At 71.4% G+C, this 12277-nt stretch carries 9 protein-coding genes; 3 read left to right on the forward strand and 6 right to left on the reverse strand.

All coding sequences use genetic code 11. The features are described from left to right. Positions 1 to 3: 3 nt before the first annotated feature. A complete protein-coding gene (locus tag ABD831_RS18820) occupies positions 4 to 1944 on the reverse strand; it encodes a peptidoglycan-binding domain-containing protein (RefSeq protein WP_344950307.1) in 1941 nt (646 codons plus the stop codon). A 291-nt stretch (positions 1945 to 2235) separates the two neighbouring features. Between ABD831_RS18820 and ABD831_RS18825 the strand changes: the two genes are divergently transcribed. Both ABD831_RS18825 and ABD831_RS18830 read left to right on the forward strand, forming a co-directional pair. Further along, on the forward strand, positions 2236 to 3027 hold the full coding sequence (locus ABD831_RS18825) for a CoA transferase subunit A (protein WP_344950310.1): 792 nt from the start codon (positions 2236 to 2238) through the stop codon (positions 3025 to 3027). Position 3028: 1 nt separating this feature from the next. After that, positions 3029 to 3664 (forward strand): 3-oxoacid CoA-transferase subunit B, encoded by a 636-nt coding sequence (locus ABD831_RS18830; RefSeq protein WP_344950313.1) that lies wholly within the window; start codon positions 3029 to 3031, stop codon positions 3662 to 3664. A 53-nt stretch (positions 3665 to 3717) separates the two neighbouring features. On the opposite strand, the gene ABD831_RS18835 is transcribed toward ABD831_RS18830, so the two are convergent. Continuing rightward, positions 3718 to 6162: an N-acetylmuramoyl-L-alanine amidase gene (locus ABD831_RS18835; RefSeq protein ID WP_344950316.1), complete on the reverse strand. Its 2445-nt coding sequence runs from the start codon at positions 6160 to 6162 to the stop codon at positions 3718 to 3720. A 269-nt stretch (positions 6163 to 6431) separates the two neighbouring features. On the opposite strand from ABD831_RS18835, the gene ABD831_RS18840 reads away from it, so the two are divergent. After that, positions 6432 to 8792, forward strand: coding sequence for a hypothetical protein (locus ABD831_RS18840; RefSeq protein WP_344950319.1), 2361 nt, complete (start codon positions 6432 to 6434; stop codon positions 8790 to 8792). Here ABD831_RS18840 and ABD831_RS18845 read toward each other — a convergent pair. From ABD831_RS18845 to ABD831_RS18860, 4 genes are read right to left on the reverse strand one after another with little or no spacing between them, the layout of a single operon-like run. Continuing rightward, entirely contained in the window at positions 8772 to 9749 is a 978-nt protein-coding gene (locus tag ABD831_RS18845) for an NAD-dependent epimerase/dehydratase family protein (protein WP_344950322.1), read from the reverse strand. The two genes, ABD831_RS18840 and ABD831_RS18845, sit on opposite strands and share 21 nt — an antisense overlap. A gap of 22 nt (positions 9750 to 9771) precedes the next feature. After that, positions 9772 to 10776 carry a glycosyltransferase gene (locus ABD831_RS18850; RefSeq protein WP_185744882.1) on the reverse strand — a complete coding sequence of 335 codons (1005 nt, stop codon included), beginning with the start codon at positions 10774 to 10776 and terminating at the stop codon, positions 9772 to 9774. Positions 10777 to 10824: 48 nt separating this feature from the next. Further along, the gene (locus tag ABD831_RS18855) at positions 10825 to 11688 is read right to left on the reverse strand and encodes a glycosyltransferase family 2 protein (protein ID WP_344950325.1); all 864 of its coding nucleotides are present in this window, start codon (positions 11686 to 11688) and stop codon (positions 10825 to 10827) included. Between the two features lie 3 nt (positions 11689 to 11691). Further along, positions 11692 to 12258, reverse strand: coding sequence for a GtrA family protein (locus ABD831_RS18860; RefSeq protein WP_344950328.1), 567 nt, complete (start codon positions 12256 to 12258; stop codon positions 11692 to 11694). Positions 12259 to 12277 lie beyond the last annotated feature (19 nt).

Consider the following 12277-nt stretch of genomic DNA (forward strand, 5'->3'; position numbering starts at 1 on the left):
CAGCTACGCGGACAGTCGGTCGAAGAGCGACCAGGTCCGGGAAGCCACGACACCCGTGCTCGCCAGCCCCGCCCGTGCCTGCGCCGTCTTGACGGCCTCACGGGTCGCCAGATCGAAGACACCCGTCTGACCGACCCCGAGGAGCCGCTGCACGGCCACCACCTGCGGGCCGGTGTCGCCAGCACGCAGCACCGTCGAGCGGTCGGCCACGAACGGGAAGTCGCGCGCCTCGAGCACGTCCCAGACCTCGGGCGTCACCACACCCGTCTGCGGCAGAGCCAGCGAGCGCTGGAGCGAGGCGACCTTGTCGCGCGTCACCGCCCCGAAGACGCCGTCGACGGCGAGGCCGCCGAGAGCGCGCTGGAGGACCCGAACCGCGGCGCCGCGCGAGCCGGTCGCCAGGGTCAGGCTCTTGTAGGCGGTGTAGCTCGTGCCGATGTCCACGCTCGCCACCCCGGCGCTGGTGCGAGACGACGTGCTGGCGTAGGTGGTCATGAGGGGGCCCCTCCCGCTGGTGGTGGTGCGAAGGTCGGCGGTCGTGACCGCCGGAAGCGTCGTGGTGTCAAGGGAATCCGTGTGTGACGGGCTCGTGAGGGCGACCGTCCGGGACGTGCTGGCCACGCCGGACCAGCCGCGCGCGAAGAGAGTCTGCTGCGTCCTCGAGTCCGCGACACCGGTCTGGGACAGGCCCGCGAACTTCTGGTAGGCCGTAACGCGCGCGCGGGTCATGGTGCCGTAGTAGCCCGTCGTCGGCAGCGACCCGAGCTTTGCCTGCAGGGTCCTGACGGCGGCGGAGGTCATGCCGAGTCGCAGGGTCGGATAGGTCGTCGCGGGGGTCGCCGGGGTCGCTGGCGCAGCGGCGGTGCCGGTCCACCCGCGCACCCACAGCCGGGCCTGGGTCACCGGGTCGGCGACACCGGTCTGCGGCAGCCCGACGAACTTCTGGTAGGCCGTGACCCGTGCCTGCGTCAGGCTCCCGTAGTAGCCCGTCGTCGGCAGCGAGCCGAGCTTGGCCTGCAACGTCTTGACCGCGCCCGAGGTGGTGCCGGGCTTCAGGGTGGGATAGGCGACGGTGACGCTCCTCCAGCCACGCGCCGTGAGGATCTCCTGCGTGCGCAGGTCGGCGGTCCCGGTCCGCGGCAGCCCGACGAACGCCTGGTAGGCGATGACGCGCGCCTTGGTCTGGTCACCGAAGTACCCGGTGGTCGGCAGGTTGCCGAGCCGGACCTGCAGCTGGCGCACCGCCTCGGACCGCATGCCCGGGGACAGCACGACGGGCGTCGCCGGCACGGGGGTCGTGGGAGTGGTCGGCGTCACAGGCGGTGTCGTCGGGAGGGTCGAGCCGGCACGCGGGAGCGACGTGAGGTAGCTGCGGGTGGGGACGCCGGTCCACCAGGAGGTGCGGCCTGCAGCGCCGTCGTAGTTGAAGCTGAAGTGGATGTGGTCGGTGTGCGGCGAGCTGCCGTAGTAGGGCGCCCACCCGCGCTCCGTGGCGTAGGAGCGCCACATCTTCCTGTTGTGGATGATGTACATGATCCCGAAGCGGCGAGCCATGGCGCCCTTGACGCCGTTCTTGTCCGGCGCCGTGAGCCACGCCAGGACCGACTGCGCGACGGCCTCCTGCGACGGGTTGTCGACGTTCAGCATCCAGTCCCACGCCCGGCCGTCGTAGTGCTCGGAGGGACCGCTGGAGCACGTCCGGCCGATGAGACCCGTCGACCCCATGCCGTAGTGGGACGTCATGAGCCGCGCGAACGCCAGCACCCCAGGCCTTGCGACCGGGTCGCAGATCGTCTGGGCCTGGTAGGGCACGTAGACGTCGAGACCGCTGGGCAACGTCCGCGTCGGGGGCGCCTGCACCGCCGCAGCCGGCTCCGCCACCATCGGCACCGTGAGCGCGGGAAGAGCGAGGACGAGGCCCAGCGGGCGTCGGCGCAGGGCCATGGTGAACCTCTTCGACAGACGTGGACGAGCGGTGATCCGGGTTTACTCCCGCACCATTTATGCACTCCAGTCACACCAACCACAAGCCGGTCCGACGAATTACAGAGGTGTTCTTCTGTCCTCCGTGGAATGACACGACTGTCATTCGGGTCGGCCACGGCAGGCGCACCCGAGGCAAGGTCACGACGTGTGCCTGCCGGCCGGCATACGTGCTCGGCGACCACAGGTCGGGGCGGGCGTGTGGGGCGACCCCACGCCGTCCGGCTCCGTCCGCGCGGATAGAGTCCGGCCATGGACAAAGTCGTCTCCACCCCCCAGGAGGCCATCGCCGGGATCAGCGACGGAATGTCGCTCTCGGTCGGCGGTTTCGGCCTCTGCGGCATCCCATCCGTGCTCATCGCAGCCATCCACGAGACCGGCCTGAAGGACCTCGAGGCCGTCTCGAACAACTGCGGCGTCGACGACTGGGGTCTCGGGATCCTGCTGCGCGACAAGCGCATCCGCCGCATGGTCAGCTCCTACGTCGGTGAGAACAAGGAGTTCGAGCGGCAGTACCTCTCCGGCGAGCTCGAGGTCGAGCTGACGCCGCAGGGCACGCTCGCCGAGCGGCTGCGGGCCGGCGGCTCCGGAATCGGCGCCTTCTTCACGATGACCGGTGTCGGCACGCAGATCGCCGAGGGCGGACTCCCCTGGCGCTACGACGACGCCGGCAACATCGCCGTCGCCTCCCCGCCGAAGCAGACCCAGGACTTCGACTGGATGGGCGAGACGCGGACGTTCGTGCTCGAGGAGGCCATCACGACCGACTTCGGCCTCGTCCGCGCGGCGAAGGGCGACCGTCACGGCAACCTCGTCTTCAACCAGTCCGCCCGCAACTTCAACCCTCTCTGCGCCATGGCCGGTCGCGTCACGGTCGCCGAGGTCGAGGAGCTCGTCGAGCCCGGACAGCTCGACCCCGACGAGATCCACCTGCCCGGCATCTACGTGCAGCGGGTGCTCCCCCTGACCGCCGAGCAGGCCGCCGACAAGCGCATCGAGCGCCGCACCGTCCGCCCGCGCACGACCACCGAGCAGGAGGCCTGACATGGCTCTGACCCGTGAGCAGATGGCCGCCCGCGCCGCCGCCGAGCTGGCCGACGGCGCCTACGTCAACCTCGGCATCGGCCTGCCGACCCTCGTGCCCAACTACGTGCCCGACGACGTCGAGATCGTGCTGCAGTCCGAGAACGGCATCCTCGGCGTCGGCGCCTACCCGTTCGACGGCGACGAGGACCCCGACCTCATCAACGCCGGCAAGGAGACCGTCACCCTGCGCAAGGGTGCCGCGTTCTTCGACTCGGCGACGAGCTTCGGGATGATCCGCGGCGGCAAGGTCGACGCAGCCATCCTCGGTGCCATGCAGGTCAGCGAGGGCGGCGACATCGCCAACTGGATGATCCCCGGCAAGATGGTCAAGGGCATGGGTGGCGCGATGGACCTCGTCCACGGCGCCAAGAAGGTCATCGTCCTCATGGAGCACAACGCGAGGGACGGCTCCTACAAGATCGTCAAGGAGTGCTCGCTGCCCTACACCGGCCGTGGCGTCGTCCAGCGCATCATCACCGACCTGTGCGTCCTCGACGTCACGCCCGAGGGACTCGTGCTGCGTGAGCTCGCGCCCGGCGTGACCGAGGCCGAGGTGCGCGAGCGCACCGAGCCCGAGCTCATCAGCGACCTCTAGCCCGGCGCAGTGCGGATCGGGCCCCTCCGCATGGAGGGGCCCGATCCCCGCCCTCACCCTCCGTAGTAGCCCATGAGGTCGCCGATGACGGCGACCGAGCCCGAGGTGCTGCTCACGGACACGCTCGAGGACCGGATGCCCGACACCGCGAGTCCCGAGATCGCCTGTCCCGGAGTGACATTGACGTTCGAGGTGACAGGTCGCGGCGATCCGGTCGCATAGACCGTGAGGGCCGTCGGCAGCGTGGCGCCCGTCGCGGAGAGCGACATCGCGACCCCGCTCGCCGACCCGGGGACGCCGGCCACCGACACCGCCAGGCTTCGTCCGCCGCCGAGCGAGCCGTACCGCGTTCCCCATCCGTACCGGGTGTCGAGCACCCGCCGCGGGCTGACCGGCGTGAACCGCGAGCCGCTGCCGGCCACGAAGACACCCGCCACGTCGGCGACGACGTCGGTCGGCGCGGTCGTGTGGATCGTCACGGTGCCGCCCGGGCCGACCGGCACCGTCGCGAGGTTGGCGACGTTCTGGCCCTTCACGAAGTTGAGGTTGGACGTCGACGGCCGGGCCGACCCGCCGGCATACGCGGTGAGGTAACCCGACCCCTGCGTGCGCGTCACGGTCAGGTTGAGGTTGACCGCACGAGTGCCCGCGGGCAGGTTCGGCACGGTCACCGTGAGTGGACGCGAGGGCTCCACGCGCTGTGCCGGAGCCCCGAGGCCGGAACGGGTGTCGAGCACCCGACGGAAGCTGCCCACGAGGCCCGAGGACGAGCCCGTCGAGTAGTAGCCCGCGAGGTCGGCGATGACGTGCACGTTGCCCCCGCCGTTGCGCAGCGTGATCGCTCCGCCGGCGCCGACACCGACCGTCACCGCGGCGGCCGTGGTCCGCCCGGGGCCGGTGTTGAGCACCGACGAGCTGCGGGGCGCCAGACCGGCCGGGAAGACCGCGACCGAGGTGGTTCGCGTGGCGGCCGTCGTCGTGAGGTTGAGCGTCACCGCCGTGACGTCCGACGGCAGCCCCGACGGACGGATGGTGATGGTGCCCCCTGCGGCGAGCGGTGCCCGCGGCGCGCCGAGCCCGCTCCGGGTGTCGACGAAGCGACGCGCGGCCACAGGCGTGTAGCGGCCGGGCCGGCCGGCATACTGCCCGGCGCGCCACTGCGTCGCGGCAGCCGAACGGATCCCGGGGACCTGGGGGTATGCCGCGTCGCCGGGGCAGCTCGTGAGGCTGAGGTCGCGGTGACCCATGACCCGGGGCTTGGTCACGCGCACTCCGGCTTCGTAGCGGGTGCTGCCGGCCGAGGTGAGGGTGACCGAGGACGCGGGGTCGAAGGCGCTCCGGTCGGCCTGCCACGCGACGACCCTGGCCACCGCGGTCCGGACCGCGCTGGGGAACGGCACCGAGGTGAAGTCCCCGATCACCGAGACGCCGAGCGTCTCCTGATTGAAGCCGCCGGCCTGGGCCCCCTGCGTGAAGCCGGACAGGCCGCCCTTGCGTCCTTCGTAGATGCGCCCGAAGCGGTCGACGAGGAAGTTGTAGCCGATGTCGCACCAGCCGCGACTCTGGGTGTGGAAGGCGAAGATGCTGCGCATCAGCGCCGGGGCCTCGGCCGACGTGTAGGTGTTGACGTTGACCGTGTGGTGCACCACGGCGGCCTTGAAGCCGGCGAGAGGGTCGGGCTGGCACGGCATGAGCCGCTCGTCGGCGCCCCAGGCGCTGCGCGACACGATCGCGGGAGCGCTCACGGATGCCGTTGCGGTGGCAAGGCTCGCGGCCGCGGTCGCCGGCGCGGAGCCGTCCACCGACGGCGAGTCCGCCGGCACCTGGGGTGCCAGCGTCGCGTCGCTCGGAGCGCTGCCGCCGTCGACGACGCTCAGCGTGAGGTCGGGCGGGACGACGCCGCCTCGGGTGGAGACACGGACGTCGATGCCGTCCGAGCCGACGGCGGTCACGGCCGCGGACCCGGCGGTCTGACGACGGGCCTCGCGCGAGCCCCGGTCGGGCCCGTCCTCGGAGTCCACGTCGACCGGCAGCCATGCGCCCCAGCCGTGCGTGGTGCGGGTGCGCAGCTCGATACGCATGCCTGCGGGAGCGGCGCCGGTGAACGTGACGCCGGCCACGTCGAAGGGGATCCCGACCCGCGTCGTGGCCGCGGTGACGCGATCACCCGAGGCAGACACGGCGCCGGCCTTGTCGGCAGGGACGTGCGGGATCGGCAGTCGCGTCAGTCGGGGCGCCACCGGCGGGCCCTGTGCCGCGACTGCGGAGGCCGGGCCGCGTGGTGCGCCGAGGGAGCCCGGGCCGGCGGGCGGCTGCGACGCGCCGGCGGGCGCCGCCCAGCTCGGGTTCGGTGCGACCGGACCGAGCAGCGCGAGGAGCAGGCCCGCGAGGGCCGCTCGGCGGATGCCCCGGCGGACGACCCGTCCGGGGCGCCCGTCCTGCTCGTGGGGACGGAAGTGGTCGGATGGGTGGTCGGACGGGCGGGAGGGTGACGGCATCTCGGAACCTCTTGGATGTGGGCGTTATGTCCGTTTCGTCACAGTACGTCGTCCCGAATGGTCGGGGGGTTCCGGGCCACCGCCGGCTTGCCAGTCCCCCTGGACCCCCTCCGCGGCCCTCGACGGGCCGATGACAGGTCGGCCTCAGGTGCATGACGCACTAGGCTGTCGGGGTGGTCGGCGCCCTCGGGCGGTCGTGGCGTCCGAGACGCCCGGCGCCGTGGTGGTCCCGGCCGACTCGAGACCGCCGACAGAGGGATGGATGCCAGGTGACCCGGAAGACGACCGTCGACCACTCCGGAGGTCGCCTGTGGGCTCTTCTGACTCTCGCCACCTCCGTCGTGGCAGCCCTCGTGCCCCTCGTGCACGAGCGACGCTTCTACTTCTTCGGTGACACGCAGATCGGCGCGTTCGGCCAGTGGTACCACCTGGGCCAGCAGCTCCGGGCAGGTCACTGGCCCCTCTTCGACCCGCAGGTGTGGGCCGCCGGCAACTTCGTGGCCGAGGGCCAGTGGGGTCTGTTCAGCCCGCTCACGGCCCTCATCGGACTCCTCGCGACCCTGACCCCGAACGCCGTCGTCTTCGCGACGCTCGTCAAGATCAGCCTCCTCGTCGCAGGGTCGCTCGGCACCTACGCCCTGGCCCGGTCCTACCGTGCCAGTCCGCCTGCCGCCTACGTCGCGGGCGTCGCGTCCGGTCTGGGCGGTGCCACGCTCTACCTCGAGTCGCCGTCGTGGGTCACGGGCCAGATGACGTGGGCGTTGCTCCCGCTGTTCTGGTGGCAGCTGCGCAGGGTCGCGATCCCTCTCGCCGACAGGTCCGACGGCGTGCTGCGCTGGGCGAGCCCCGCCGCGGTGCTCGTGCTCGGCTGGCTCATCGTCTCCGTGGGCTACGTCTACGGCACGCTCTACATCGTCCTCGTGGGCGTCGCGACGATCATCGACTGCGCCCTGTCCCGTCGCTGGGGCGGCGCGCTGCGCGTCGTCATGGTCGGCGTCATCTGCGGGCTGCTGGCCGTCACCGTCTACCTCCCGGGGGTGCTCACAGCGCCCGTCACGACACGGCTCGGCTTCGAGATCATCAGCGACGGGCGGCTTCAGGGCACCCTGTCCGGGGTCATGACCTCCATGCTGCCCTTCACGGCCCGCACGCAGCCCACCGCCTACATCGCCTGGTTCCTGCCGCTGCTCGTGTGGGTCCGGCTCGACCGTCTGCGGCCCGTGGTCCGCGACCTGACCGGCCTGCTCCTCGTCCTCCTCGTCATGCTCATGTGGCTTCTCGGCCCCAACCAGGTCGGGCCCATCCGGTGGCCGATGCGCGTGCTGCCCATCGTCACGCTGCTCGTGGTGCTGACCGTGATGATCGTCCTCTCCCGGGCGGGCGCTCCCCGCCCGTCGGTGCGACGGCTGGTGGCCGCGCTCTCCGTCGCCTTCGTGGCCGGCTACCTCACGGTCTCGCGCACGTGGGAGGCCCGCTCGCTCATCGCCCTGGCGACCGGCCTCGTCCTCGTCGGTCTCACGATCACGTGGGCGATCCTGCGGGCACGTGGTGGGGCGGGGCCCGAGGGCACCCACCGACGCACGACCGCGGCGCTGGCCTTCGTCGCGGTCTGGGGCGTCGTCGTCCTCGCCGTCCAGCTCCAGGCTTTCCCCAGCCCGTCGTCGCAGGACCGGAACATGCCGGCCGCGACGAGCGCCTACGCGCGCCCCGCGTCGGCGGCGCAGGGTGACACGATCGCCATCGGCAACATCGAGAAGGTCCTCGTCGCCGACCCTGCCGCCAGCCGCGACTTCCTGATGGCCAGCTCGTGGTACCTCAGCCCACACCCGGTGCAGAGCACGTACACGACGATCGGCTACGAGACCTACACCAAACGGTTCTGCGTGCTCTACAGCGGCAACCTCTGCCCGCGCGGCCTGACCGCCCTGATGGAGACCGACCCGTCCACCGGCAGCGTCCGCGCCGACCTGCTCTCGGTGAGCACGCTCCAGCTGCTGCGCAAGGACTTCAGCGCCGCCCGCCTGGACAAGCCGCCGGCAGGATGGCACGTCGCCTACCGCAGCACGTATGCCGTCACCTGGGTCCGCGACCGCGTGCTGCCCCCGGCCGGTGGGGTCACCTGGGCCTCCGACGGAGTCAGGGTCTCGGAGACGAGCCGGGACGCCCGTTCGGTCACCTTCACGGTCGACCAGGTGCCTGCCGGGGGCGGCCGCGTCGTGCTGAGTCGCCTGCAGTGGCCCGGCTACACCGCGACCGGCGCGTCCCTCGTGGACCCGACCGACGGCTACCTCGTGACGGTCGCCGTGCCGGCCGGGGCTGCCGGGCAGCAGGTGACGGTGTCGTTCAGCCCACCGGGGTGGGGGCTCGAGCTGGTGACCCTGGGCGCAGCCGCGTTCCTGGCGCTCGGGTGGGTCGTGGTCGCAGCCGTGCGCCGACGCCGCAGCACCTCGTCCGTGACGCCTGCCGCCGAACCGACCGAACCGACCGGGCCAAGCGGGCCGACCGACCGATCTGAGGACGCGTCGGCGCGCGGAGACAGGTCCACGCAGGCAGGCCGTGACGGTGACACGCCCCAGGAGGCGGACGCGGGCGAGACCGAGCCCGGGCGCTCAGTGGGAGCGGAGCTGTAGCCGCTTCTGCAGGTCCTGCAGGGTCGCGGACACCCCGGCCGGGAACGTCGTCAGCGTCCGCCGGTCGATCTCGGGCCACACGTGCGACGTCAGGCTCAGGTCGCGCGCCTGGAGCGCCGAGACGGGCGAGGCGCCCAGGACGATGGCCGGGCGCCTGCGGAAGATCCGCCGGAGCTCGGCGATGACGGCGCCGATGGTGATGGCCCGCTGGGTGGCGAGGATCTTCGTCACGACGAGGGACTCCCCGAGGTCCTGCGCAGCCCGCTCGACGCGCGCGCGGTCGAGGCAGTCCAGCACCATCTGGGCGCAGTCGGGCGCGTAGATGTAGTCGCGCAGGGTGTCGAGCGAGACCCAGATCGACGCCGGGCGGCGCTCGAGGTGGGCAGCGCACAGCTGCGAGACCAGGCCCTGCGGCTTGGCGAGGTTCTGGCCGGGGCCGTAGAGGTTCGCGATGCGTCCGATGACGACCGCGCACCCTCCGTCGGCCCCACGAGCCCACTGTGCGACGGTCGCCTCGGCGCGCAGCTTCGCCCAGCCGTAGTCGGCCAGCGGCCTGGTCGGGGAGAACTCGTCGTAGGGCGAGGCCCCCGCCCCGGCATAGACGCCACCGGCGGAGGAAGCGAGGAAGAACACTCCTTGCGCCATGTCGGGCCGCGGTCCCGACAGCCCTCGGAGTGCGCTGACCAGGAGGTCGTGCTCCGTCTCGAACGTCGCTGCCGACGTGCCGGTGACGCCGGCGCCGGCGCACCAGACCACCTGCCAGGGCCGGCCCGCTGCCGTGGAGACCAGACGGGCTGCGGTGTCGTTCAGCAGGCGTCCGGCCCCGTCCGGGTCACCCCAGGGGATCCGGGGGGCATCGAAGAGGACGGCCCTCCCCCGCAGGGCTCGCACGACGTGCTGCCCCAGCAGCCCACCGGCACCGACGACCCAGGTGAGCGGAGCCGTGTCGTTCCTCACCGCAGGCTCATCGCGGGCGTGCTCATCGCGATCCGGGTCGCCGACCGAGCGGTCCGTTCTTCGGGTCGCTGATGATGAGGTAGGGAGGCTTGCCCATCGCCATGCCTACGGCGACCCCGACGTACTCGGCGATGATGCCGAGGGAGAACAGGATCGCACCGGTGCTCAGCAGGACGACGACCATGTTGGAGGTCCAACCCTCCGGAGTGGGTCGTCCCATCCCCGACGAGATCACGAGGTAGAGCGCGAAGAGCACGCCCGACATCCCGAAGACGACACCGAGCGCGCTCACGACCCGCAGACCCCGCGTGCCGCTCGAGAGCACGAGCCGCCAGAAGTGCGAGAGCAGCCGTCGCATGCTGTAGCCCGAGGGCCTCCCGCCCTCCTCCCGCAGCTCGATGTCGACGTGGGAGATGCGACCCACGACCCAGCCGAGGGCCACGTCGAGGTAGACGCCCGCACCGGCATACGCGGCGACGCTGCGCCCGAGCTCGCCGAGGACGAGGCGGTAGCTCTGGAAGGTCTGCACCGCGCCGCCGGCGAGGAAGCTCGCGAAGACCCACTTGGCGCCCTTGGACGCGGCGTTGCGCAGCATGCCGTGAGGCGCCTCGTTGGTGGGCTCGGCGTAGACGAGGTGGGCGTTGTCGCGCAGCGCGACGTCGAGGAACCGGCCGATGTCGGCCGGGTCGTGCTGACCGTCCTCGTCGAGGGTCACGATCCAGTCACCGCTGCTCGACGCCATGCCGGCGAGGGTGGCCGGGTGCTGACCGTAGTTGCGGCTCAGCCAGATCGGGCGCACGAACGGCTGGTCGGCGGCGAGGGCGGCGATGGTGTCGGCCGACGCGTCGGGTCCGTTGTCGTGCACGAGGAGCCACTCGGTCAGCTCCCAGCGGTGCCCGTCCTCGCTCACCTGCTCGCCGCGCAGCGCCACCATCTCCTGCGCGAGGGTCGGTAGCGTCAGCTCACCCTTGTAGACGGGTGTCACCACCGAGATCCGGTGCACGTGATCGGGCTGCGGAGCAGTCATGGGGTCTGACACGGTACGAGACTAAGGGATCGGCTGCTGCCGACCGACTCAGGCCTCGACCTGGTCGCGCACGAGGTCGGGCGGCGTCATCTTGTGGCCGAGCCAGATGTAGGCGAGACGACGGACGTAGGCCATGGCCCGCGCGAGGTTGTCCCCACGCAGGAGGTCGGTGCGCGAGAGCAGGCCGGGGTTCTCGTCGGCGAGACGGTGGTGGAACCTCACGACCTGGTCGGACTGCTGGCGGGCGAGGTCGACGCTCCACTGCGAGGCGCTGAGCCGGAAGCTCGCGAGCGACTCGGGGAGGGCGAAGAAGTCCCCCAGCATGAGGACGTTGCAGAACGTCTGCTGGTCGATGACGTACGGCTCGGTGTCGGCCCAGCCACCGGCGCGCTCGAAGTCGGCCCGACGCATGAGCACGCAGGCCGGCTCACCGAAGATGTTGGACCCGACGATGACGGCGCGCCTCGCGGCGACGCGACCGGGCTGCAGCCCTGTCAGCCCGGCGAGGCCGCGCGCCTGCGCGACGGTGTTGCCGTGCGCGTCGATGAGGGTGCGGCGGCTCGCGGACAGGACGACCTGCGGGTTGGCCTCCATGGCAGCGACCTGCAGCTCGAGGCAACGGGGGTCGATCAGGTCGTCACCACAGACGAGCTTGAGGTACTCCCCCGTCGCCTCACGGGTCACGCGCGACCAGTTGGCCGGGGCGCCCCCGCCCGCGGGCGTCTGCATGAGGCGCACCCGGTCGTCTGCGGCGTAGCGCTGGATCCGCTCCCACGTGTCGTCGGTGCTGGAGTGGTCGGCGACGAGGAGCTCGAAGTCGGTGAACGTCTGGGCCAGGATCGAGTCGAGGGTGGCCTCGATGAAGTCGGCGTTGTTGTAGGCGGGCACGACGACGGACACGGTCGGGGACACGGCTCACTTCTCCTTGGCTGGTGCGTTGACGTCGAGGGTGTGGGGGCCGTCGGACGAGGGCTTCGGGTCGGGCCGGCGGAAGGAGTAGCGGTTGTGCCCGAACCAGCTGAACAGCGTCGTGATGAACGTGATGAGGCACTGGGACAGGAAGGCCGGCCAGTGGAAGACGTGCACCATGACCCAGAGCAGCACGAGGTTGACGACGAATGCGCTGATGTAGACGGTGCTGAAGCGGCCGAGGTCACGCCACACGTTGCCGTGGACCCGGAACACGATCCGGCGGTAGAGCACGAAGGCGCACAGGATCGAGAACACGTAGGTGATGACGAGCGCGGGATAGTGCCCGTAGCCGTTCCACTTCGTGCCCAGCAGCGAGTCGAAGAGCAGGAACCACAGGGTGCCGATGACCGTGTTGAGGCCGCCGACGAAGAGGAAGGCGACGCGCCGGTCCTTGATGACCCGCAGCAGCAGGCCGTCCTCCCCGCTGACGCCGGGAGGCGCTTCCCCGCTCGAGCCTGCCCGTTCACCGGCAGCCGACCGGGTCCGGTCGTGATCGGGAACCTGGGGCACCCGACGATGGTAGTGGCAG

The organism is Terrabacter ginsenosidimutans (assembly GCF_039539425.1).
Classification (GTDB): Bacteria; Actinomycetota; Actinomycetes; order Actinomycetales; family Dermatophilaceae; genus Terrabacter; species Terrabacter ginsenosidimutans.